The sequence below is a fragment of the Streptomyces sp. NPDC033845 genome (assembly GCF_055576225.1).
In genome coordinates this window covers 301448-323387 of sequence record NZ_JBVIRI010000003.1, presented here as the reverse complement: position 1 = coordinate 323387, position 21940 = coordinate 301448, and the positions used below count along the sequence as shown (strand labels likewise).

The window sequence follows — 21940 nt, the reverse complement described above, 5'->3', positions numbered from 1 at the left end:
GCCCTAGACGGCCGGCCGCTTGAGGCGGGCGACGAACTTGTAGCGGTCGCCGCGGTACACCGACCGCACCCACTCCACGGGTTCGCCGTCGCCGTCGTAGGAGTGCCGGGAGAGCATCAGCATCGGCAGGCCGACGTCGGTGCCGAGCAGTCCGGCCTCCCGGGGGGTGGCCAGGGAGGTCTCGATGGTCTCCTCCGCCTCGGCCAGGTGCACGTCGTACACCTCGGCCAGCGCGGTGTAGAGGGAGGTGTACTTGACCAGCGAACGGCGCAGTGCCGGGAAGCGCTTCGCCGAGAGGTGGGTGGTCTCGATCGCCATCGGCTCGCCGCTGGCCAGCCGGAGCCGTTCGATCCGGAGCACCCGGCCGCCCGTGGTGATCTTGAGCAGTCCCGCCAGGGTGTCGTCGGCGGTCACATAGCCGATGTCCAGCAGCTGCGAGGTCGGCTCCAGCCCCTGGGCGCGCATGTCCTCCGTGTAGGAGGTGAGTTGCAGGGCCTGGGAGACCTTCGGCTTCGCGACGAAGGTGCCCTTGCCCTGGATCCGCTCCAGCCGGCCCTCGACCACGAGCTCCTGGAGCGCCTGCCGGACGGTGGTCCGGGAGGTGTCGAACTCCGCCGCCAGCGTCCGCTCCGGCGGCACCGGGGTGCCGGGGGGCAGGGTTTCGGTCATTTCGAGCAAGTGGCGCTTGAGTCGGTAGTACTTGGGCACGCGCGCGGTGCGAGTGACTGCCCCGCTGTCCGGCTCCGTGAGCGCCCCTTCGGTGGCCATCGCCGCCCGCCTTCCCGACTCCAGTTTCGTTGCCGTCACCGGCTCCTCCGATATGTGCGGTCACATCGTGACACGTGCCGGAGGGCGGACCTCGCCCCTCCCTCAGGTGTCGGTCCGATAACGGACCGAGCACCCGTTCATTAGACCCTTGACACCCCTAAAGGTCTAGGCCAAGCTCCGGGTACTGGTCTAAACCAATCATTGACCAGATCCCAGCCCCACAGGCACTACTTGGCGTATGTCCTCGCGGCGGGCAAGGGAAGTGCAATGCAGCATCCCTGAGGAGGGTGGCGTGAAGCGCAAGCTCATCGCGGCGGTCGGTGTCGCAGGCATGGTTATCGGTCTGGCGGCCTGCGGAGACAGCGGGGACGACAAGGGCAAGACGGCCGACGCGGGTGGTGGCAACAAGGAGATCACCGTCTGGGTGATGGACGGTTCCGCCCCCGAGGCGTGGCTGGCCGCCGTGAACAAGGAGTTCGAGGCCAAGCACCCGGGCACCAAGGTCAAGGTCGAGACCCAGCAGTGGAACGGCATCCAGGAGAAGGTCACCGCCGCCCTCTCCGAGAACTCCCCGCCGGACGTCCTGGAGCTCGGCAACACCCAGGCCGTCGGTTACGCGGCCACCGGTGGTCTCGCCGACCTCACCGGTGACAAGGCCAAGCTCGGCGGCGACGCCTGGGCCAAGGGCATGCTCGCCTCGGCCGAGGTCGACGGCAAGCTCTACTCCGCCCCCTGGTACGCCGCCAACCGCGTCGTGGTCTACGACAAGAAGGCCTACGCCAAGGCCGGCGTGACCCCGCCCAAGACCCGCGACGAGTGGGTGGCCGGCCTGGAGAAGCTGAAGAAGGCCGACCCCAAGTCCCAGGCCATCTACCTCCCGGGCCAGAGCTGGTACGTCCTCGCCGGCTTCATCTGGGACGAGGGCGGCGACCTGGCCGTCAAGGACGGCGACAAGTGGAAGGGCGCCCTCGGCACCCCCCAGGCCGCCAGCGCCATGGAGTTCTACAAGAAGCTCCAGTCCTTCTCCACCGCGCCGAAGGACAAGGACGAGGCCACCCCGCAGCAGTCCACCGACATCGTCCCCAAGGGCGGCGTCTCGTCCTGGATCGGTCTCGGCTGGGAGGCCGGCGGTGCCGCCGACGCCCTGAAGAAGGCGGGCAAGGAGGCCGACTTCGGCTTCTTCCCGATCCCGGGCAAGACGGCCGACAAGCCGGGCTCCGTGTTCCTCGGCGGCTCCAACCTGGCCATCGCCGAGCGCTCCAAGAACAAGGACCTCGCCAAGGAGTGGCTGGCCCTCGCCGCCGGCAAGGACCAGATGACCAAGTACGCCGCCGAGGTCAAGGGCGCGCTGCTGCCGAACCAGGCCGCCGCGAACTTCGCCGCCCCGGCCGGCACCTTCGCCGAGGCCATGGCGCAGGCCGCGGTCTCCGGCAACATCACCCCGATCACCGCGGGCTGGGCGAACGTCGAGACCGAGCCGAACCCGATCAAGGGCTTCATGACCAAGGTCCTGAAGGGTGAGGACGCCGCGAAGGCGGGCGAGGCGGCCGACAAGGAAATCACGGACCGCATCAACAAGTAACACCCGGCAGCGGGTCCCGTAGTACCGCAGCAGCAACGCACCGGGGGTGCGGCAGGAGCGCGCCCACGCGCTCGCCGCACCCCCGGTCGCGCATTGACGCCACAGTCAACCGCGAGGAAACCAGACATGACCGTGGACTCCCAGGGAGCGGCGACCAGCGCTCCAGAGGATGACGCACCACAGAAGTCCGCCGGCAGGCCGACGACTCCGCCGCCCCCCTCCGGGCGCCCTGTCCAGAAGTCTCCTCGCGGGGGCAGAACATCGCTGCCCTCGGGCTGGCTGCCGTACGCGCTGATCGCGCCCGCGGTGCTCAGCCTGGTGGGACTGCTGCTCTACCCGCTGGGCAAGAACCTGGTGCTGTCCTTCCAGGACATCAACCGGGTCGAGTTCATCCAGCGCAAGTCCCCGTTCGCCGGCCTGGACAACTACACCGAACTGCTCGGGGACTCGCAGTTCTGGACCGTGGTGGTCCGCAGCTTCGGCTTCACCGCCGCGAACGTCGCCCTGATCATGGTGCTCGGCAGCCTGATCGGCATCCTGCTCAACCGCCTCGGCAAGTGGATGCGACTGGTCCTCTCACTGGCCCTGGTGATGGCCTGGGCCATGCCCATCGTCGCCTCCGTCACCGTCTTCCAGTGGCTGTTCGACGAGCAGTTCGGCATCATCAACTGGCTGATGCGCACCCTCGGCTTCTCCGGCTACGAACAGCACAACTGGTTCGAGACCGGCTTCTCCACCCTGGTGATCATCACCATCCTGGTGGTCTGGGGCTCCATCCCCTTCGTCGCCCTCAACATGTACGCCGGCCTCACCACGGTGGGCGCGGAGCTGTACGAGGCGGCCCGGATGGACGGCGCCAACGGCTGGCAGACCTTCTGGAAGGTCGTCTTCCCCAACCTGCGGTCCTTCTTCATGGTCACCACCTTCCTTGAGGTGATCTGGGTCTTCAAGGCCTTCACCCAGGTCTACGCGATGCGCGCCGGCGGCCCCGACCGCGGCTCCGAGACCCTCCCCGTCTTCGCCTTCATCGAGGGCCAGGGCCAGGCCCACTACGGCATGGCCGCCGCCATCTCGATCCTGACCATCCTGATGCTGGTGGTCGTCATGTCCTTCTACTTCCGCCTGATCCTGAAGCAGGAGGATGAGCAGTGAGCCAGCAGCAGATCCTTCGCAAGCGCAAGCCGCTGCGTCCCGCCACCGTCGCGAAGAACCTCGGGGCCCTCGTCCTCGCCGTGGTGTTCGTCTTCCCGGTGTACTGGATGTTCTCCTCCTCGCTGAAGCCGTCGAGCCAGATCCTGTCCAAGGACCCGGTCTTCGTCTTCACCCCCACCTTCGAGAACTTCGGCACGGCCACCGGCGTCGACCTGTTCTGGACCTACGTCCGCAACAGCCTCCTCGTCACCGTGGTCGCCGTGCTGCTCGCCCTGCTCGTCGCGCTCGCCGCGAGCTTCGCGATCGCCCGGATGAAGTTCAAGGGCCGCAAGGGCCTGGTGCTCGCGGTGATGATGGCGCAGATGGCCCCCTGGGAGGTCATGGTCATCGCGATGTACATGATCGCCCGCGACTCGGACGTGCTGAACAGCCTCCCGCTGCTCACCGCCATCTACTTCGTGATGGTCCTGCCCTTCACCATCTGGACCCTGCGCGGCTTCATCGCCGCCGTCCCGGTGACCCTGGAGGAGGCCGCCCAGATCGACGGCTGCACCCGCGGCCAGGCCTTCCGCAAGGTGATCTTCCCGCTGCTCGCCCCCGGTCTGATGTCCACCTCGCTCTTCGGCTTCATCACCGCCTGGAACGAGTTCGCCATGGTCCTGATCCTCAACAAGGACAAGACGGCGCAGACCCTGCCGCTCTGGCTGACCCAGTTCCAGACCGCCTTCGGCAACGACTGGGGCGCCACCATGGCCGCCTCCACGCTCTTCGCCCTGCCGGTGCTGCTCGTCTTCTTCTTCCTCCAGCGCAAGGCCGTCGGCGGCATGACCTCCGGCGCCGTGAAGGGATAACGGCCATGACTGTCCTTGCGCACCGGACGACCGGCTCCGGCCCGGACGACGCCCTGGCCCAGGACGCGCTCGCGGTCCTCCAGCCCGGGTTCGAGGGCACCACCGCCCCGGACTGGGTGCTCCGCAGGGTCTCCGAGGGCCTCGCCTCCGTCGGCCTGTTCGGCCGCAACATCGCCGACCCCGGCCAGCTGGCCGCGCTCACCGCGCAGCTGCGGGCCGAACGGGACGACATCCTGGTCGCCATCGACGAGGAGGGCGGGGACGTCACCCGGCTGGAGGTCCGGGAGGGCTCCTCCTTCCCCGGCAACCTGGCGCTCGGCGCCGTGGACGACACCGACCTGACCCGGGACGTGGCCCGCGAGCTGGGCCGCAGGCTCGCCGAATGCGGGGTCAACCTCAACTGGGCGCCCTCCGCCGACGTCAACTCCAACCCGGACAACCCGGTCATCGGCGTACGGTCCTTCGGCGCCGACACCCGGCTGGCCGCCCGGCACACCGCCGCCTACGTGGAGGGGCTCCAGGCCGCCGGAGTGGCCGCCTGCACCAAGCACTTCCCGGGCCACGGCGATACCAACGTGGACTCCCACCACGCGCTGCCCCGGATCGACGCGGACCTCGACACGCTCCAGGCCCGCGAGCTCATCCCGTTCCGCGCGGCCATCGCGGCCGGCACCAAGGCCGTGATGAGCGCGCACATCCTCGTCCCGTCCCTGGACCCGACCCGGCCGGCCACGCTCAGCCCGCAGATCCTCACCGGACTGCTCCGCGGCGAGCTGGGCTACGAGGGCCTGATCGTCACCGACGGCATGGAGATGCAGGCCATCGCCGGGACGTACGGGATCGAGCGCGGCTCGGTGCTCGCCATCGCGGCCGGCGCCGACGCGATCTGCGTGGGCGGCGGACTGGCCGACGAGGGCACCGTGCTCCGGCTGCGGGACGCGCTGGTCGCCGCGGTCCGCGAGGGCAGCCTCCCCGAGGAGCGGCTCGCCGACGCCGCCGCCCGGGTCCGGGCGCTGGCCGAGTGGACCCGCAAGGCCCGCCCGGCCGGGGCCGAGGAGGGGAACCCCGGGATCGGACTCGCGGCCGCCCGCCGCGCCGTCCACGCCACCGGCACCCCCGGCCCGGTGGCCCGCCCCTACGTGGCCACCCTCGCCCCCGTCGCGAACTTCGCGGTCGGCGACGAGACCCCCTGGGGGGTGGCGGCCGAACTGGCCGCCCTGCTCCCGGACACCGCCGCGGCCGGCTACACCGAGGGCTCCACCGCGGCCGAGGTGCTGGCCGCCGCCGGAGAGCGCACCATCGTGGCCGTGGTCCGCGACGCGCACCGGCACCCGTGGATGTCGGCCGCCGTGGACGCGCTGGTCCAGGCCCGGCCCGACACGGTGGTGGTCGAGATGGGCCTGCCGCGCGCCGAGCCGCGCGGGGCCCTGTACATCGCGACGCACGGCGCCTCGCGCGTCTGCGGCCGCGCGGCGGCGGAGATCATCGCAGGGGTGTGATCCCCGCCCACCCAGCACCGCGCCCCCGGACCGGAGAACGGTCGGTCCGGGGGCGCGGGGCCGTCCGGGCGGGGCACGGAAAGGGCCGGGCCCCCCGAGGGGGACCCGGCCCTTTCCGCACGGGTGGCGCCGCCGGTGCCTACAGACCCTGCCAGGCCGGCTTGTTCGCGAAGGTGTGGCGGAAGTACTCGGCCAGCTTCAGCTTGGAGGCCGCGGCCTCGTCCACGACCACCGTGGCGTGCCGGTGCAGCTGCAGGGCCGAGGCCGGGACCAGCGCGGAGAGCGGGCCCTCGACGGTCTGCGCGACCGCTTCGGCCTTGCCCTCGCCGGTGGCCAGCAGGACCAGGTGGCGGGCGTCCAGGATGGTGCCGATGCCCTGGGTGATGACGTGGTGCGGGACCTGCTCTATGTCGTTGTCGAAGAAGCGCGCGTTGTCCACGCGGGTCTGCTCCGTCAGCGTCTTGATGCGGGTGCGGGAGGCCAGCGAGGAGCAGGGCTCGTTGAAGCCGATGTGTCCGTCGGTGCCGATGCCCAGCAGCTGGAGGTCCACCCCGCCGGCCGAGGCCAGCGCCGCGTCGTAGGCCTCGCAGGCGGCCACGATGTCCTCGGCGGAGCCGTCCGGGCCCATGAAGGACTCCTCGGACAGGCCGAGGGGCTCCACGACCTCGCGCAGCACCACCGCGCGGTAGGACTCGGGGTGGCCGGCCGGCAGGCCCACGTACTCGTCGAGCTGGCAGATCCGGGCCCGGGAGGCGTCGACCTCGCCGCGCCCGACCTTGGCGGCCAGGGCCTGGTAGATCGGCAGCGGGGTGGAGCCGGTCGCCACGCCGAGGAGGGCGTCGGGCTTGCGGCGGACCAGGGCTGCCATGGCCTCCGCGATGAGCTCGCCGCCTGCCTTGGCGTCCGGGACGATGACAACTTCCACGCTGGGCCTGCCGATCTGGAGAGGGGTGGAACCGCTGTTGTGGTATAGACCAATCTAGCAGAGCCGGGCCCGCCCCGGCGGTCTCCCGGCCACTCCCATGGTGATCCCGATCGGCCCTCCCGGCCTCCCGGCCTCCCGGCCGCGCGGTCGCCCCGCGGGCCCGGCGGAGCCAGACTGGTACCCGGGATCCACGTCCCGCCGGAGGTGCCCGACATGCCCGGACTGGAACGGCCCGGCAGCATCATGGCCGCGGAGATCGCCCAGCAGCCCGCCGTCTGGCGCCGGGTGCTCGACGAGGGCGCCGAGGCCGCCGCCGAGACCGCCCGGGCCATCGCCGCCCGGGCACCGAGGTTCGTCCTGCTCTCCGCCCGGGGCAGCAGCGACCACGCCGCGCTCTACGCCAAGTACCTGCTCGAAGTCGGCCACGGCATGCCCTGCGGACTGACCTCCATGTCCACCATCACCGCCTACGGGGCCCGGCCCCGGCTGGAGGACGTCCTGGTCGTCACGGTCAGCCAGTCCGGCGGCTCCCCGGACCTGATCGCCTCCACCCTGGCCGCCCGGACCGCCGGCGCGATCACCCTGGCCGTCACCAACAACCCCGACTCGGGCCTGGCGGCGGTGGCCGAACACCATCTGGACATCCTGGCCGGGCCCGAGCGGGCGCTGCCCGCCACCAAGACCTACACGGCCTCCCTGCTCACCCTGCGGCTGTTCACCGAGGCCCTGCGCGGGGCCGACGGCACCCTGGCGGCCCGGGGGCTCCCCGGGCTGGCCGAGGCGGTGCTGGACCGGCGGTCCGAGGTCCGGGAGCTCGCCGCCCGCTACCGCTTCGCCCAGCGGATGGTGGTCACCTCCCGCGGCTTCGGCTACCCGACCGCCCAGGAGGCCGCGCTGAAGCTGATGGAGACCGCCTACGTCGCCGCGCTCGCCTACTCCGGCGCGGACCTGCTGCACGGCCCGCTCGCCGTGGTCGACAACATCTTCCCGGTGATCGCCGTGGTCACCGAGGGCCGGGGCGGCGAGGCCCTCCAGCCGGTCCTGGACCGGCTGCGCGGCCGCGGCGCCGACCTCTGCGTGATCGGCCCCAAGGCCCGGGTGGAGGCCGCCACCACCGGTTTCGCCCTGCCCGCCGACGGGGTCCCGGAGGATCTCCAGCCCCTGCTGGAGATCCTCCCGCTCCAGCTCCTGGCGTACGAGGTGGCCGTCGCCCGCGGCCAGGACCCGGACACCCCCCGCGCCCTCGCCAAGATCACCGAGACGCACTGAGCGAGGGCCGAAGGGCCCCGAAAACGCCTCTGGGCCACGGTGCCGGGACGGGACCCTCAGCCCGTCCGGCACCGTAGCCCGGAGTTGTTTCGGCCGACGGGTGTGCGGTCCCGGCGGCCGGCGGGAGGTGCCGGCGCGGTCAGGGCAGAACGCGCGGCTTCCTCGATCCGCCCTCCTGTGCGGGGAGGACGGAAGCTTCACTTCAATTGTGGACTAGACCAATCTGTTCTGTCCATCCACCGAGGGGACATGTTCTCGTCCCGTGGATTCCTCCAACAGTACGCGGCCCGGGGTACTCCTGGGTATTCCTGAGGGAAAGCCATGCGGAAAGTCACCCCCGCAACCCGGGGTACGCTCGCACACGTGCCCTCCATGAACGACCTCGTACGCCAGCACACCGCTCTCAGTGAGACTGACCTGGAGTGGCTCCACCTGCTGGTCTCGGAGTGGCAGCTGCTCTCCGACCTCTCCTTCGCCGACCTCGTCCTGTGGGTGCCCACCCTGGACGGCACCCGGTACGTCTCGGTGGCCCAGATGCGGCCGAACACCGGGCCCACCTCCTACCAGGACGACATGGTCGGCCATCTGGTGCCGCGCGGCCGCCGTCCGCTGCTGGACGCCGCCCTGGACGAGGGGCGGATCGTCCGGGAGGGCGACCCGGAGTGGCGCGAGGAGGTCCCGGTCCGGGTGGAGTCCATCCCGGTCCGCCGGGAGGGCCGGGTCCTCGGGGTGATCGCCCGGAACACCAACCTGCTCACTGTGCGTACACCGAGCCGGCTGGAGCTGACCTACCTCCAGTCGGCCTCCGACCTGGCCCAGATGATCGCCGCCGGCTCCTTCCCGTTCCCCGGGCAGCAGGTGGACATGGACGCCTCCCCCCGGGTCGGCGACGGGCTGATGCGGCTGGACGCCGAAGGGGTGGTCACCTACGCCTCCCCGAACGCGCTGTCCGCCTACCACCGGCTCGGCCTGGCCTCCGACCTGGTGGGCCATCACCTGGGCACCACCACCGCCGAACTCGCCCCGTCCCGGGGCCCGGTGGACGAGGCCCTGGTCAAACTGGCCAGCGGCTGGGCGCCCAGGGAGACCGAGGTGGAGGGCAGCGGCGGGGTCATCCAGTTGCGGGCCATCCCGCTGAAGCCCAAGGGCACCCGGATCGGCTCCCTGGTGCTCTGCCGCGATGTCACCGAACTGCGGCGTCGCGAACGCGAATTGATCACCAAGGACGCGACCATCCGGGAGATCCACCACCGGGTGAAGAACAATCTGCAGACGGTGGCCGCCCTCCTGCGGCTCCAGTCCCGCCGGATGGACTCCGACCAGGGCCGGGAGGCCCTCAACGAGGCGGTCCGCAGGGTGGGTTCGATTGCGATCGTGCACGAGACCCTCTCGCAGAACCTCGACGAGCGGGTGGAGTTCGACGAGATCGCCGACCGGGTGATCGCGATGGTCTCCGAGATCTCCCCGGGCCGGGTGGACTGCCGCCGGACCGGACGGTTCGGGATCCTGGACGCCGAAGTGGCCACCCCGCTCTCGATGGTGCTCACCGAGATCCTTCAGAACGCCCTGGAACACGCCTTCGCCCAGGGGGAGCGGGGCACCGTGGAGGTGTCGGCGCTCCGCTCCGGGACCGGCCGCGACGACTCCCGGCTGCTGATCACGGTGCAGGACGACGGCCGCGGACTGCCCGAGGGGTTCGATCCGCAGCGGGCCGGCAACCTCGGACTGCAGATCGTCCGCACCCTGGTGGAGGGGGAACTCGGCGGCAGTTTCGACATGCTGCGGGGCGAGCCCCGGGGCACCAAGGTCGTCCTCGACATACCGGCCAGCCCGCAGAAGTAGTCACGTACGGTGACCGGCCGCGCGCGGCCGGCGCCGGGCACAGCACTGAGCCCCGGACCGAAGGGTGATCGGTCCGGGGCTCAAGAGCACGTTGCTGAGCGCTGATGCGGGTACTACGCGCTGCGGCTCGAGGCTCGAAAGTCGATGTCAGGCGGTGGCGTTGCGCGCCCGATTGCGAGCGGCGCGGCGCTTCATCGCGCGGCGCTCGTCCTCGCTGAGGCCGCCCCAGACGCCGGAGTCCTGGCCGGACTCAAGCGCCCACTGCAGGCACTGCTCCATGACGGGGCAACGGCGGCAGACGGCCTTGGCTTCCTCGATCTGCAGCAGCGCAGGACCGGTGTTGCCGATGGGGAAGAAGAGCTCGGGGTCTTCCTCGCGGCAAACGGCGTTGTGACGCCAGTCCATGGCTGCTCCATCTCCTTGTATTGCGGGCAGGTTGCTTGTGAATGTGAACGCTTTCACGAATCCCCCCGTGAGGGAAGGGCCAACGCCCAGTTACCCGGGGCGGTCCGTGATTCGTGGAGGGGTTCTGGCGGTCTTCGTGGGTGCCGGGTGCTGCGGGCTGTCCCGATCGCCATGTAGAGATTCGCAAACCTCGGACGGGGATACAACCCCTTCCGGAAAGTTTTTTTTGATTCGTCGGTGTCGACTAGGTCACAGCCGTACTTCTTAGGGGTGGACCAGCGTCAAAACGTTCGACTGAAAGGACTTTAGGCTCTTCTACTCACACAATCACACGCAGTGCACGGCGAACGCCTGTGAACCGAACGCTGGTACGCAGCCCGAGGTGATCGCCGTCCATCTGGAACGGAAGCGGCACCTTCGAATGCAAGGTGAAGTCGGTCAGATCGTGCAGAGACGTCGCGTGCTTGCCGCGCGGACCCCGCTCAGGAGTCGAGGTCAGGAGCTGTGTCGCGTACCGGGCCACCGCCGGAGTTGACAAACGGTTGAGCGCCAGCACGTCAAGCGCGGTGTCGAAGGAGGCCTCCGGGGAGGCGTAGAGGGGGCGGTTGCCCAGATATGTCCACGGGGAGGTGTTGCAGACTATCGACAGCACCAGATCGTGGACGGGGTCGGCCCCGGGCCGCTCCAGGGTGACCGTGCCGTGCCGACGGTTCGGCTCCTCCAGGAACTGCCGGAGCAGCTGTCGAACATAGAGGGCGTGCGTCGAACGCTTGCCCCGTTCCCGCTGCTGCTCCACTCGTCCCACGACACCCGCGTCGAAACCGAATCCGGCGCAGAAGGTGAACCAGCGCTCCGGAACGGATTCGTCCTCCGAGCCCGCCGGGCCGGCCGCCAGCCCCAGCCCCACCGTCCGCTCGCGCCGCTCCCGCAGCGCGTCCAGCAGTGCGCCGGTCGCCTCGACCGCGTCGTTCGGCAGGCCCAGCGCCCGGGCGAACACATTGGTGGAACCGCCCGGCACCACGGCCAGCCGGGGCAGCCGGTCCGGATCGGGCCCCGCGTGGAGCAGTCCGTTGACCACCTCGTTGACGGTGCCGTCCCCGCCGAGCGCCACGACCAGGTCGATGTCCTCGCTCTCGGCCGCCCGGCGGCCCAGGTCGCGGGCGTGGCCCCGGTACTCGGTGGTCACCGCCTCCAGTTTCATCTCGGAGGCCAGCGCGTGGATCAGGACGTCGCGGGTACGCGCACTGGTGGTCGTCGCTGCTGGGTTGGCCACGAGGAGTGCACGCATGAGCGTCAGAGTACCCACCCGTTCGCGGGACACCCATACCGGCCGCCCCCCGACGCCGCCGGGCCCCGCGCGGCTACCCTGCTCGGGTGAGTACGAAGCAGACCCCCGCGCCCGTGTCCGACCTCCCCGGCCGGCTGACCGCCGCCGCGGCGCTCACCGCCCTGGAGGGCCTGGCGCTCGCCGGGCTCGGCGTCTACCTGCTCTTCGTCGGCGTGGCCGGCGACCCCGACTCCCCGCAGCAGGCGGAGACCGGGGGCATCACCCTGCTCGCGCTGGCCGCCCTGCCGCTGATCGCGGCCCGGGGCCTGCGGCTGGGCCGGCGCTGGAGCCGCGGCCCGGCACTGATCACCCAGATCATGGCCATGCCGGTGGCCTGGACCCTGTGGACCTCGGGCGGCGCGATGACGGCCGCCGCCGTGGCCCTCGCACTGGCCGCCGTGGCCGTGATCGGACTGCTGGTGAACCCGACGGCCACCGAGGCCCTGGGCATCACGGGCCGGGACACCCCCTGAGGGGTGCCCGTTCCTACTCCTCGACCAGCAGCTTCTCGCGGAGCTGGGCCAGGGTGCGGGCCAGCAGCCGGGAGACGTGCATCTGGGAGATGCCCACCTCCTGGGCGATCTGCGACTGGGTCATGTTCCCGAAGAACCGCAGCAGCAGGATCCGCTTCTCCCGGGGCGGCAGCCCCTCCAGCAGCGGCTTGAGGGACTCCCGGTACTCGACCCCCTCCAGCGCCTCGTCCTCGGAGCCCAGGGTGTCCGCCACCGCCGGCGACTCGTCGTCGGTGTCCGGGACGTCCAGCGACAGGGTGCTGTAGGCGTTGGCCGACTCCAGCCCCTCCAGGACCTCCTCCTCGGAGATCCCGAGCCGCTCGGCGAGCTCGTGCACCGTGGGGGAGCGGCCGTGCTGCTGCGACAGCTCGGCGGTGGCGGTGGTCAGCGCCAGCCGGAGCTCCTGGAGCCGCCGGGGCACCCGGACCGCCCAGCCCTTGTCCCGGAAGTGGCGTTTGATCTCGCCGACCACCGTGGGGGTCGCGTAGGTGGAGAACTCGACCCCGCGGTCCGGGTCGAACCGGTCCACGGACTTGATCAGGCCGATGGTGGCGACCTGTGTCAGGTCGTCCAACGGTTCGCCGCGGTTGCGGAACCGCCGCGCGAGGTGCTCCACCAGCGGCAGGTGCATCCGCACCAGCCGGTTGCGGAGCTCGGCCCGCTGCGGCGAGCCCTCCGGCAGCTCCCGCAGCTGGAGGAACAGGGCCCGCGCCCCGCTGCGGTCGCGCGGGTCGTGCTGTTCTTGCCGTTCGTGCTGGTTCTCGCTCACAGGGCCCGCCCGTCGCTCCGCCGAGTCCAAAAAGCCGTCTGCCGCAGGTCTGCCCGCCGGCGGCCCGTCCGGCGCCGGTACCGGATGGGGCCGGGCGTGCTGCTCCGGGATGCCGGACGTCTCCCGCACCGGGGTGTCCCCGCCGCTCACGCCGCGCCTGGTCCCGCGCCGCGCTGTTTGTAGAGACTGATGCTGACCGTGCGGTCCTCCTCCACCGTGGACTCGACCTTGCCGGCCAGCGCCGACAGGACGGTCCAGGCGAACGTGTCGCGCTCGGGGGCCCGCCCGTCGGTCGTCGGGGCCGACACGGTCACCTCCAGCGAGTCCTCGACCAACCGGAACACGCAGCTGAGGACGGAGCCGGGCACGGCCTGCTGGAGCAGGATCGCGCAGGCCTCGTCCACCGCGATGCGGAGGTCCTCGATCTCGTCGAGGGTGAAGTCCAAACGTGCCGCGAGACCGGCCGTGGCCGTTCGCAGCACCGACAGATAGGCACCCGCGGCCGGCAGCCGGACTTCCACGAAGTCCTGGGTCCCGGGCTCGCCTGCGATCTGGGACACCCTCACCTCCAAGGTGGTACGAGCTGTGTTCGCCGGTGACGCTACCGCGATCCCGGCGATCGTGTCGCGGCACCCCCGGTGACACCCGCCCCCGGGCCCGCGGTCCGGGGACAGCAGGCCAGTGACTGATGGTAAGCCCTGCGGCACGCACAGTGGGTAGGGGGTTGCGGGTTCAAATCGGGGGGACCGGCGGAGGGTTGACCTACCCCGCCGCGGACGATCGAACCTCAGACGATCGAGGCATCGGTGAAACACCACCGCCAGGTCTCGCCGGGCTCGAAGCTCCGCATCACCGGATGTCCGGTTTCGCGGAAATGCGCGGTGGCGTGGCGGTGCGGCGAGGAGTCGCAGCAGCCCACGTAACCGCACCACAGGCAGATCCGCAGCTGCACCGGATGGCTGCCGTCCGCCTCGCATTCCCGGCAGGTCGGGGCAAGGGGGGCGGGCTCGGGGCGCGGCAGTTCGAGAAGATGCGGGCACTCGCTCATGATGGCCAGGTTACGCAGGCGGGCGCCCGGATCGAGGAACGGAGAGCGGATCTTCCATGGAGGTACTTCCGCTGGTGGCACTGGTGGCGGGCAGCGCCGCCGTGGCGGGACTGGCCCGCCGGACCCCGGTCCCGGCCCCGCTGCTGCTGGTGGCGGCCGGTCTGATCGCCGCCTATCTCCCGGGCGTGCCGTCGTACGTCCTCGATCCGCACATCGTGCTGCCGCTGCTGCTGCCCCCGCTGCTGTACACGGCGGCGGTGGACAGCTCCTACCTGGACCTGCGGGCCAACGCGCGGCCGATCGCGCTGCTGTCGGTCGGGTACGTGCTGTTCGCGACCCTGGCGGTGGGCTACCTGGCCTATCTGGTGGTGCCGGGGCTGCCGCTGACGGCGGCGCTGGTGCTCGGCGCGGTGATCGCCCCGCCGGACGCGGTGGCCGCCACCGCGATCGCCCGCAGGCTCGGGCTGCCCTCCCGGACCACGACCATCCTCCAGGGGGAGTCCCTGGTCAACGACGCCACCGCCATCACCGCCTTCAAGGTGGCGCTGGCAGCGGTGGTCGGCGAGGGGGCCGGCTGGGCCGGCGGGATCACCGAGTTCCTGCTGGCCTCGGTCGGCGGGGTCGGGGTGGGCCTGCTGCTGATGGTGCCGCTCCACCAGCTCCGCACCCGGCTCCGGGAGCCGCTGCTGCAGAACACCCTCTCGCTGCTGATCCCCTTCGTGGCCTACGCGGCGGCCGAACGGGTGCACGCCTCCGGGGTGCTGGCGGTGGTGGTGGTCGCCCTCTACCTGGGGCACCGCTCCTGGCAGGTGGACTTCGCCACCCGGCTCCAGGAGGAGGCGGTGTGGAAGATGGTCGCCTTCGTCCTGGAGTCGGTGGTCTTCGCGCTGATCGGCCTCCAGCTGCCGGTGGTCCTGGACGACCTCGGCGAGTACCGGGGCGTCGACCTGGCCTGGTACGCGCTGGCGGTGTTCCTGGCGGTGGTGGTGGCCCGGTTCGTCTGGGTGTTCCCGGCCACCTTCCTGCCCCGGGCGCTGTCCGCCCGGATCCGGGAACGGGAGGCGGACACCAGCTGGAAGTCCCCGGTGATCGTGGGCTGGGCGGGGATGCGCGGGGTGGTCTCGCTGGCCATCGCCTTCTCCGTCCCGCTGACCCTGGACGACGGGGAGCCCTTCCCCTACCGCAACCTGATCCTCTTCCTCACCTTCACCACCGTGATCGGCACCCTGGTGGTCCAGGGTCTGACGCTCCCGCCGCTGATCCGGCTGCTGCGGCTGCCGCCGAAGAACGTCCAGGCCGAGACGCTGGCCGAGGCCCAGGCGCAGAGCGAGGCCTCCCGGGTGGCCGAGGACCGGCTCGCGGAACTCCTGGAGGACCCCGCCAACCAGCTGCCCCAGCCGCTGACGGACCGGCTGCGGACGGTGCTGGAACGCCGGCGGAACGCGGTGTGGGAGCGGCTGGGGGAGACCAACCCGGTGACCGGGGAGTCGGCGGACGAGGTCTACCGCCGGTTGTCCCGGGAGATGATCGAGGCGGAGCGGGAGGTCTTCGTGGAACTCAGGGACCGCCGCCGGATCGACGACGAGATGCTCCGCGCCCTGCTCCGCCGGCTGGATCTGGAGGAGGCGGCCGCCTACCGCGAGGAGGCGCCCTGACCGGCCGGCGCCGACCTGGACCGGCCCGCACCGATCTGGACCGGCCCGCGCCGAACCGGACCGGCGCCGAACCGGACCGGCCGGTCAGGGCGACCCGGTGACCACGGCGGTCAGGGTGGTGCCCGGGGGGAAGGCGCCGTCCTCGGTCAGCCGCAGCAGCGCCCACAGCAGCTTGGCCACGTAGATCCGCTCCACCGGCAGCCCGTGCCGCCGCTCGAAGTCGGCGGCGAAGGCCTCCAGTTCCGCCGGGACGCGGGCGTAGCCGCCGTGGTGGAAGCCCTCGGCGAGCCACCAGTCGCCGCGCGGCCCGCCGTACGCGGCCGTCTGGAGGGAACGTATCTCCGCGCCCAGGAACTCCCCCCGGAGCACCGGCACGCCCAGCGCCCGCCGGCCGGGGCCGAGTCCGGCGGCCAGTCCGGCCAGGGTGCCGCCGGTTCCGCAGGCCACCGCGGCCACGTCCGCAGGGCGGCCGTCCGGGTCCGCGCCGCGGTCCGGCCGGGCGGCGAGCTGGGCGGCGAGTTCGCGGCCGAGTCCGGCGCAGCCGGCCACGGCGAGCGGGTTGCTGCCGCCCTCGGGGATCACGTACGCGCCGGCCGCCCCGGCCTCGGCGGGCAGCGCGGGGTCGTCCTTCTCCCGATACCGGGACCGGGACACGAAGTGCAGCCGCATCCCGTCCGCCGCGCACCGGGCCAGCGAGGGGTTGAGCGGGCGGCCGGCGAGCTCCTCGCCCCGGACCACGCCCACGGTGGGCAGCCCGAGCAGCCGGCCGGCCGCCGCGGTGGCCCGCAGATGGTTGGAGTAGGCCCCGCCGAAGGTCAGCAGGGCGGGATGGCCGCCCGCCACGGCGGCCCGCAGATTGGGCGCCAGCTTCCGCCACTTGTTCCCGGGGAGCTCCGGGTGCACCAGGTCGTCCCGTTTGAGCAGCAGCCGTACGCCGTGCGCGCGGAAGCGGTCGTCTTCGGCCTCGGCCAGCGGGGAGGGGGGCCTGGGGGCGAGGGGGGCGAGCTGGTTCACGGGGTCATTCTCCTCGCCCCCCGGGGCCGTCACTTCAGGCGTTCGGCCACTCGGTTGCGGAAGGAGGACATGGTGAACCCTCTCGGGTCGATCTTGCCGGGGCGCCATTCCCGGTGGCCGATGACGGACCGGGCGGTCCAGCCGTGCGCCCGGCAGACGGCGGCGGAGGCGCGGGCCATGGCGTCGAGCTGGACGGCGGGCCAGGGGTCGAGGCCGTCGCCCAGGTTCACGCACTCGAAGCCGTAGAAGTGCCGGTTGCCGTCGGTGTCGGCCTGGTTGTCGGGTGGGAGGGCCTTCTCGGCGATCACCGCGGCCAGTACGTCGGAGTCGCCCGCCCCGGCGTGGTTGGCGCGGCCGTGGCCGATCAGATGGACCCGGCCGTCCTTGGCGATCACCGCGTGGCAGAGCGGGCCGGGCAGGTCCGCGTCCCCGTGGCGGCAGAAGGCCACGGTGTCCGCCGTGCCCCGGGAGGCGGTGTGGTGGATCATCACCCCGTGGACCGGGCCCCAGGGCCCCTTGTGGTTGCGGTTGTGCGTGCGCCAGGCGCCGACCTCGACGATGGTCAGCCCCTCGTTCCGTAGTGCGTGGACGAACCGTTCCGCGGACATGGGTGCGGCCATGGCCGCCTCCTTCCTTGCGATCCCGTACTCGTCGGGTGTAGCGGAGGCGGCCGTTCCGCGGCTAGCGCGTTCGTACGGTGAGCGAACGGTTCCGGACAGTGACCACAGGGGTCATTCCGTGCTCGCCAGCCACAGGTCCGGGCCGAAGACCTCGTAGTGGATGTCCGCCGCCGGCACCCCCTTGGCCAGCAGCTGGCCCCGGACCGCGCGCATGAACGGCAGCGGTCCGCAGAGGTAGGCGCGGGTGCCCGGGGCCACGGGGAGCGGGTCCAGGTCGACCAGGCCGGTGCGGTCGCCCGGCCGGGCGGACGCCTCGTACCAGAAGTGCGCCGAGGCCTCCGGCAGCTTCCCGGTCAGCGCCAGGTGGTCGGCGCGCAGCGGGTGGTCGGCGGGGGAGCGGTCGGCGTGCACCACGGTGACCGGGGCCCGGTGGCCGGTGTCGGCCAGGTGCGCCAGCATCGACAGCATCGGGGTGCAGCCGATCCCGGCGGAGGCCAGCAGCAGCGGAATGTCGCGTTCCGTCGCGGTCAGCACCAGGTCGCCGTACGGGGCGGAGACCCGCAGGGGGTGGCCGGGGTGGACCCGGGCGTGCAGATGGTTGGACACCTCCCCGTCGGGGCCGCCGGCGGCCGGCCCGTGGACCCGCTTGACGGTGATGGAGCGGAGCGTGGAGCCGGGGGCGGAGGAGAGGCTGTACTGGCGGATCTGCCGGGCGCCGTCGGGCAGTTCGACCTGGACGGAGACGTACTGGCCGGGCAGGTGGGCGGGGGCCGGGGCGCCGTCGGCGGGGGCCAGCAGGAAGGTGGCGCAATCGGCGGTCTCCTCGATCCGCCCGGCCACCTCCCAGTCCCGCCAGACGTCCCCGGCCGCCACCCGGGCCCCGGCGTAGAGGCGTTCCTCGACGGCGATCAGGGCGTTGGCCATCAGCCAGTAGACCTCGTCCCAGGCCTCGGCGACCTCGGGGGTGACGGCCTCGCCGAGGACCTCGGCGATGGCGGCGAACAGGTGCCGGTGCACCACCGGGTACTGCTCGCGGGTGACCCCGAGCGAGGCGTGCTTGTGGGCGATCCGCCCCAGCATCACGTCGGGGCGGGTGCCGGGGTGTTCGAGGAGGTGGCCGGCGAAGGCGGCGATGGAGCCGGCCAGGGCCTGCTTCTGGAGTCCGGCCGCCTGGTTGCCGCGGTTGAAGAGGTCGCGGAGCAGCTCCGGATGGGCGGTGAACAGCTTCTCGTAGAAGAGTTCGGTGATCTCCCCGATGGCCGCGCCGACGGCGGGCAGGGTGGCTCGGACGGTCGCGGTCGACTTCTCGGAAAGCATCGGGATCCTCGGCGATCTAATGGGAGTGTGAGATGCGTATTTAAGCGTGCGGTCCGGTACGGGTGACCCGGGTCCGGGGGTGCGGAATTCAGTTCGAGTGGTCTCGGTGGTGAGCCTAGGAGGGTCGGGCGGCCGTGCAATACCGGCCATCCGGCCCTAGCGGCCGGGGCTTTCGGCCCGTCCCGAGATCCCCAGCAGCAGGGGTCCCGTCGGGGCCGCCACCAGGTCGTTCACGGTGACCGGGTCCAGTGCGGCGTAGAAGGCCTCCTGGGCCCGCCGGAGCGCGCCGCGCAGCAAGCAGGCGGAGCTCAGCGGGCAGGGGGTGGTGCCCTCGCAGTCCACCACGTCGCCGGTGCCCTCCAGTTCGCGGACCACCCCGCCGACCCGCGCGGCCCGGCCCGCTTCGGTGAGCGCGAGCCCGCCGCCGCGGCCCCGACGGGCCTCGAGCAGCCCCAGGTGCTGAAGTCGGGCGACCACCTTGGCGGTGTGCGTGTACGGCACCCGCATGGCCTCCGCCACCTCCCGGGTGGTCGGGTGGCCGGTCTCCTCGACGGCCAGGCGCATCAGTACGCGCAGGGCGAGGTCCGTGAATCGGGTGAGCCGCATGGGATCAGGGTAGGTAAATACGCATCTTGTGTGCAAGTTAACCGCCGGGGTGCCCCGATGGCCGAAACCGATGGGCCGCACGGGGTCCTGGTGACCGAAGAGAGTGCCCACACCCACACGGAGTAATCCCACTCTTTTGTGTAATGGTCCCACCACATGGAGTCCTGCAAGGCTGCGGCTCGCAGATCCATGGAGTGATCGAAGGGGAATGACACATGTCGGTCCAGGCAGGTTCCGAACCCGAGGCGCAGACCTCGCCGCAGCGCAGTCTCGGCACCTCGGCCGCACGGAACTTGGCAACCACGACCAAGTCCGCGCCGCAGATGCAGGAGATCACCTCCAGGTGGCTGCTGAAGATGCTCCCGTGGGTGTCGGTGCAGGGCGGCACCTACCGGGTCAACCGCCGGCTCAGCTACTCGGTGGGCGACGGCCGGGTCACGTTCATCAAGACCGGCGACCAGGTCCAGGTCATCCCGGCCGAACTCGGTGAACTGCCGCTGCTGCGCGACTACGAGGACCTGGAGGTGCTCGGCGAACTGGCCCAGCGCTGCCGCCAGATCGACTTCGAGTCCGGCCAGGAGCTCACCTCCTTCGGCAGCCGTGCCGACCAGGTCTTCCTGGTCGCCCACGGCCGGGTCGAGCAGATCGGCCCCGGCCCCTACGGCTCCGACGCCGTGCTGCGCACCGTCGCCGACGGCTCCTACTTCGGCGAGGACAGCCTGGTCGACGAGGAGGCCATCTGGGAGTACACCGCCCGGGCCGCCACCTCCGGCACCGCCCTGGTCCTCACCCGCCAGGACTTCCAGCTGCTCGCCGACCGGGTGGACTCCCTCCGGGCCCATGTGGACCACGTCCGCACCCTGCCCGAGCAGCGCACCAACAAGTACGGCGAGGCCGAGATCGACCTCTCGGCCGGCCATGTCGGCGAGGCCGTGCTGCCCGGCACCTTCGTGGACTACGACGCCCGGCCGCGCGAGTACGAACTGAGCATCGCCCAGACCGTGCTCCGGGTGCACACCCGGGTCGCCGACCTCTACAACCAGCCGATGAACCAGACCGAGCAGCAGCTGCGGCTCACGGTGGAGGCGCTGCGCGAGCGCCAGGAGCACGAGATGCTCAACAACCGCGAGTTCGGGCTGCTGCACAACGCCGACTACGACCAGCGGATCCAGCCGCACGACGGGGCCCCCACCCCGGACGACATGGACCAGCTGCTCAGCATGCGGCGCGGCTCCAAGCTGTTCCTCGCCCACCCCAAGGCCATCGCCGCCTTCGGCCGTGAGTGCAACAAGCGCGGGCTGTACCCGGAGTCGGTGGAGATCGGCGGCAGCCGGGTGCCGTCCTGGCGCGGGGTCCCGATCTTCCCGTCCAACAAGATCCCGATCAGCGACGCCCGCACCACCTCCATCCTCTGCATGCGCACCGGCCAGGACGAACAGGGGGTGATCGGCCTCCACCAGCCCGGCATCCCGGACGAGATCGAGCCGAGCCTGTCGGTCCGCTTCATGGGCATCAGCGAGCAGGCGATCATCTCCTACCTGGTCACCGCCTACTTCTCGGCCGCGGTGCTGGTGCCGGACGCGCTCGGGGTGCTGGAGAACGTCGAGATCGGGCGCTGGCGCTGAACCGGATGAACACGACCACGGCGACCGCGACCGGCGAGGGCCAGGAGGCCGCCGCCCTGCTGGAACAGACGAGGGAGGCGGTCACCCCGGAGCTCCGCCGCGCGGTGGAGCAACTGCCCGGCCCCATGCGCCGGGTGGCGATGTACCACTTCGGCTGGGAACAGGCGGACGGCACCCCGGCCTCGGGCCACGCGGGGAAGGCCATCCGGCCCGCCCTGGTGCTGGCCGCTGCCCAGGCCATGGGCGGGCCGGTCACGGACGCGGTGGTGCGGGCCGCCGTCGCGGTGGAGCTGGCCCACAACTTCACCCTGCTGCACGACGACGTGATCGACGAGGACGTCCGCCGGCGCGGCAGAGCCACCGCCTGGACCGTGTTCGGGATCCCGGACGCGATCATCACCGGGGACGCCATGATGTCCCTCGCCCTGCGGCAGCTGGCCGAGGACCCGCATCCGGCCTCCTCCCCGGCCGCTGCCCGGCTCTCGGCCTGTGTGATCGAACTGTGCGCCGGCCAGCAGGCGGACTGCGCCTTCGAACAGCGCACCGGGGTCTCCCTGGACGAGTGCCTGGCCATGGCGACCGCCAAGACCGGTGCCCTGCTCGGCTGCTCCTGCTCGCTGGGCGCGCTGTACGCGGGGGCGGGTCCGGAGGAGGTCGAGGCGATGGACGCCTTCGGCCGGGAGGCCGGGCTCGCCTTCCAGCTGATCGACGACCTGATCGGCATCTGGGGGGATCCGGAGCACACCGGCAAGCCCGCCGGGGCCGATCTGCTGGCCCGCAAGAAGTCCCTGCCCGTGGTCGCCGCCCTCACCTCGGGCACCGAGGCGGGCCGGGAACTGGCCGAGCTGTACGCCGGACCCATGACCGGGGACGACGTGCACCGCGCGGCCGAGGCGGTGGAGCGGGCCGGAGGACGGGACTGGGCGCAGGCCCATGCCGCGGACCGGATGGGCCGGGCGGTGCACCAGCTGTCCCGGGCCGTTCCGGACCTCGCGGCGGCGGGCGGCCTGCTGGCCCTCGCGGAGTTCGTGACCCGGCGGACGCGTTAGGGACCGCCGATCAGGCCTGTTCCGGCACCCCACGGTGCCGGAACAGGCCTTTTCGCGCGTTCCGGCCAACTCTAGGATCACTTACGGCTGTTGACACGTGAGTGA

At 71.6% G+C, this 21940-nt stretch carries 21 protein-coding genes; 10 read left to right on the top strand and 11 right to left on the bottom strand.

Annotation, left to right across the window (positions count from 1 at the left end; genetic code table 11):
- Window positions 1–3 precede the first annotated feature (3 nt).
- Window positions 4–768, bottom strand: a complete 765-nt coding sequence (locus ACZ50K_RS08515; RefSeq protein ID WP_468899889.1) for a GntR family transcriptional regulator — start codon at window positions 766–768, stop codon at window positions 4–6.
- Window positions 769–1060: 292 nt separating this feature from the next.
- On the opposite strand from ACZ50K_RS08515, the gene ACZ50K_RS08510 reads away from it, so the two are divergent.
- From ACZ50K_RS08510 to ACZ50K_RS08495, 4 genes are all read left to right on the top strand, one after another.
- Entirely contained in the window at window positions 1061–2350 is a 1290-nt protein-coding gene (locus tag ACZ50K_RS08510) for an extracellular solute-binding protein (RefSeq protein WP_468899216.1), read from the top strand.
- Between the two features lie 126 nt (window positions 2351–2476).
- Window positions 2477–3502, top strand: a complete 1026-nt coding sequence (locus ACZ50K_RS08505; RefSeq protein ID WP_468899213.1) for a carbohydrate ABC transporter permease — start codon at window positions 2477–2479, stop codon at window positions 3500–3502.
- Window positions 3499–4353 carry a carbohydrate ABC transporter permease gene (locus ACZ50K_RS08500; RefSeq protein ID WP_468899210.1) on the top strand — a complete coding sequence of 285 codons (855 nt, stop codon included), beginning with the start codon at window positions 3499–3501 and terminating at the stop codon, window positions 4351–4353. Before ACZ50K_RS08505 ends, ACZ50K_RS08500 begins: the two co-directional genes overlap by 4 nt.
- Before the next feature lie 5 nt (window positions 4354–4358).
- A complete protein-coding gene (locus tag ACZ50K_RS08495; protein ID WP_468899207.1) occupies window positions 4359–5852 on the top strand; it encodes a glycoside hydrolase family 3 protein in 1494 nt (497 codons plus the stop codon).
- A gap of 139 nt (window positions 5853–5991) precedes the next feature.
- On the opposite strand, the gene nagB is transcribed toward ACZ50K_RS08495, so the two are convergent.
- Complete coding sequence (gene nagB, locus ACZ50K_RS08490; protein ID WP_468899204.1) at window positions 5992–6777, bottom strand: glucosamine-6-phosphate deaminase; 786 nt, start codon at window positions 6775–6777, stop codon at window positions 5992–5994.
- A 213-nt stretch (window positions 6778–6990) separates the two neighbouring features.
- Between nagB and ACZ50K_RS08485 the strand changes: the two genes are divergently transcribed.
- The gene (locus ACZ50K_RS08485; RefSeq protein ID WP_468899201.1) at window positions 6991–8046 is read left to right on the top strand and encodes an SIS domain-containing protein; all 1056 of its coding nucleotides are present in this window, start codon (window positions 6991–6993) and stop codon (window positions 8044–8046) included.
- Window positions 8047–8418: 372 nt separating this feature from the next.
- Window positions 8419–9888, top strand: a complete 1470-nt coding sequence (locus ACZ50K_RS08480) for a sensor histidine kinase (RefSeq protein ID WP_468899886.1) — start codon at window positions 8419–8421, stop codon at window positions 9886–9888.
- 147 nt (window positions 9889–10035) lie between these two features.
- Here the strand turns inward: ACZ50K_RS08480 and ACZ50K_RS08475 are convergent, their stop codons facing one another.
- Both ACZ50K_RS08475 and ACZ50K_RS08470 read right to left on the bottom strand, forming a co-directional pair.
- Window positions 10036–10293: a WhiB family transcriptional regulator gene (locus ACZ50K_RS08475; RefSeq protein ID WP_004937597.1), complete on the bottom strand. Its 258-nt coding sequence runs from the start codon at window positions 10291–10293 to the stop codon at window positions 10036–10038.
- Window positions 10294–10612: 319 nt separating this feature from the next.
- On the bottom strand, window positions 10613–11581 hold the full coding sequence (locus ACZ50K_RS08470) for a diacylglycerol/lipid kinase family protein (protein WP_468899198.1): 969 nt from the start codon (window positions 11579–11581) through the stop codon (window positions 10613–10615).
- An 86-nt stretch (window positions 11582–11667) separates the two neighbouring features.
- Here ACZ50K_RS08470 and ACZ50K_RS08465 point away from each other — a divergent pair, with 86 nt between their 5' ends.
- Window positions 11668–12093 (top strand): hypothetical protein, encoded by a 426-nt coding sequence (locus tag ACZ50K_RS08465; RefSeq protein WP_468899196.1) that lies wholly within the window; start codon window positions 11668–11670, stop codon window positions 12091–12093.
- A 13-nt stretch (window positions 12094–12106) separates the two neighbouring features.
- Here the strand turns inward: ACZ50K_RS08465 and ACZ50K_RS08460 are convergent, their stop codons facing one another.
- The 3 genes from ACZ50K_RS08460 to ACZ50K_RS08450 form a co-directional block, all read right to left on the bottom strand.
- Entirely contained in the window at window positions 12107–13051 is a 945-nt protein-coding gene (locus ACZ50K_RS08460) for an RNA polymerase sigma factor SigF (protein WP_468899193.1), read from the bottom strand.
- Complete coding sequence (locus ACZ50K_RS08455) at window positions 13048–13461, bottom strand: ATP-binding protein (protein ID WP_468899190.1); 414 nt, start codon at window positions 13459–13461, stop codon at window positions 13048–13050. The genes ACZ50K_RS08460 and ACZ50K_RS08455 overlap by 4 nt, the downstream gene beginning before the upstream one ends.
- Window positions 13462–13688: 227 nt before the next feature.
- The gene (locus tag ACZ50K_RS08450; protein ID WP_468899187.1) at window positions 13689–13949 is read right to left on the bottom strand and encodes a UBP-type zinc finger domain-containing protein; all 261 of its coding nucleotides are present in this window, start codon (window positions 13947–13949) and stop codon (window positions 13689–13691) included.
- A gap of 56 nt (window positions 13950–14005) precedes the next feature.
- On the opposite strand from ACZ50K_RS08450, the gene ACZ50K_RS08445 reads away from it, so the two are divergent.
- Window positions 14006–15604: a Na+/H+ antiporter gene (locus ACZ50K_RS08445; protein ID WP_468899184.1), complete on the top strand. Its 1599-nt coding sequence runs from the start codon at window positions 14006–14008 to the stop codon at window positions 15602–15604.
- An 84-nt stretch (window positions 15605–15688) separates the two neighbouring features.
- On the opposite strand, the gene ACZ50K_RS08440 is transcribed toward ACZ50K_RS08445, so the two are convergent.
- The 4 genes from ACZ50K_RS08440 to ACZ50K_RS08425 form a co-directional block, all read right to left on the bottom strand.
- Window positions 15689–16651 carry a 1-aminocyclopropane-1-carboxylate deaminase/D-cysteine desulfhydrase gene (locus ACZ50K_RS08440; protein WP_468899182.1) on the bottom strand — a complete coding sequence of 321 codons (963 nt, stop codon included), beginning with the start codon at window positions 16649–16651 and terminating at the stop codon, window positions 15689–15691.
- Window positions 16648–17238 carry an N-acetylmuramoyl-L-alanine amidase gene (locus ACZ50K_RS08435; protein ID WP_468899179.1) on the bottom strand — a complete coding sequence of 197 codons (591 nt, stop codon included), beginning with the start codon at window positions 17236–17238 and terminating at the stop codon, window positions 16648–16650. Before ACZ50K_RS08435 ends, ACZ50K_RS08440 begins: the two co-directional genes overlap by 4 nt.
- Before the next feature lie 111 nt (window positions 17239–17349).
- Complete coding sequence (locus ACZ50K_RS08430) at window positions 17350–18555, bottom strand: globin domain-containing protein (protein ID WP_468899178.1); 1206 nt, start codon at window positions 18553–18555, stop codon at window positions 17350–17352.
- A 156-nt stretch (window positions 18556–18711) separates the two neighbouring features.
- A complete protein-coding gene (locus ACZ50K_RS08425) occupies window positions 18712–19161 on the bottom strand; it encodes an RrF2 family transcriptional regulator (RefSeq protein ID WP_468899175.1) in 450 nt (149 codons plus the stop codon).
- Window positions 19162–19376: 215 nt separating this feature from the next.
- Between ACZ50K_RS08425 and ACZ50K_RS08420 the strand changes: the two genes are divergently transcribed.
- Window positions 19377–20786 (top strand): family 2B encapsulin nanocompartment shell protein, encoded by a 1410-nt coding sequence (locus ACZ50K_RS08420; RefSeq protein WP_468899172.1) that lies wholly within the window; start codon window positions 19377–19379, stop codon window positions 20784–20786.
- 5 nt (window positions 20787–20791) lie between these two features.
- On the top strand, window positions 20792–21835 hold the full coding sequence (locus ACZ50K_RS08415) for a family 2 encapsulin nanocompartment cargo protein polyprenyl transferase (RefSeq protein ID WP_468899169.1): 1044 nt from the start codon (window positions 20792–20794) through the stop codon (window positions 21833–21835).
- The last annotated feature ends 105 nt before the right edge of the window (window positions 21836–21940 follow it).

Bases quoted from the DNA above. Each gene is read 5' to 3' on its own strand.
- ACZ50K_RS08475 (WP_004937597.1), bottom strand. From the start codon at position 10,293: ATGGACTGGCGTCACAACGCCGTTTGCCGCGAGGAAGACCCCGAGCTC.
- ACZ50K_RS08495 (WP_468899207.1), top strand. From the start codon at position 4,359: ATGACTGTCCTTGCGCACCGGACGACCGGCTCCGGCCCGGACGACGCC.
- ACZ50K_RS08485 (WP_468899201.1), top strand. From the start codon at position 6,991: ATGCCCGGACTGGAACGGCCCGGCAGCATCATGGCCGCGGAGATCGCC.
- ACZ50K_RS08445 (WP_468899184.1), top strand. From the start codon at position 14,006: ATGGAGGTACTTCCGCTGGTGGCACTGGTGGCGGGCAGCGCCGCCGTG.
- ACZ50K_RS08435 (WP_468899179.1), bottom strand. From the start codon at position 17,238: ATGGCCGCACCCATGTCCGCGGAACGGTTCGTCCACGCACTACGGAAC.
- ACZ50K_RS08425 (WP_468899175.1), bottom strand. From the start codon at position 19,161: ATGCGGCTCACCCGATTCACGGACCTCGCCCTGCGCGTACTGATGCGC.
- ACZ50K_RS08420 (WP_468899172.1), top strand. From the start codon at position 19,377: ATGTCGGTCCAGGCAGGTTCCGAACCCGAGGCGCAGACCTCGCCGCAG.
- ACZ50K_RS08505 (WP_468899213.1), top strand. From the start codon at position 2,477: ATGACCGTGGACTCCCAGGGAGCGGCGACCAGCGCTCCAGAGGATGAC.
- ACZ50K_RS08470 (WP_468899198.1), bottom strand. From the start codon at position 11,581: ATGCGTGCACTCCTCGTGGCCAACCCAGCAGCGACGACCACCAGTGCG.
- ACZ50K_RS08415 (WP_468899169.1), top strand. From the start codon at position 20,792: ATGAACACGACCACGGCGACCGCGACCGGCGAGGGCCAGGAGGCCGCC.
- ACZ50K_RS08515 (WP_468899889.1), bottom strand. From the start codon at position 768: ATGGCCACCGAAGGGGCGCTCACGGAGCCGGACAGCGGGGCAGTCACT.
- ACZ50K_RS08480 (WP_468899886.1), top strand. From the start codon at position 8,419: ATGAACGACCTCGTACGCCAGCACACCGCTCTCAGTGAGACTGACCTG.
- ACZ50K_RS08430 (WP_468899178.1), bottom strand. From the start codon at position 18,555: ATGCTTTCCGAGAAGTCGACCGCGACCGTCCGAGCCACCCTGCCCGCC.
- ACZ50K_RS08450 (WP_468899187.1), bottom strand. From the start codon at position 13,949: ATGAGCGAGTGCCCGCATCTTCTCGAACTGCCGCGCCCCGAGCCCGCC.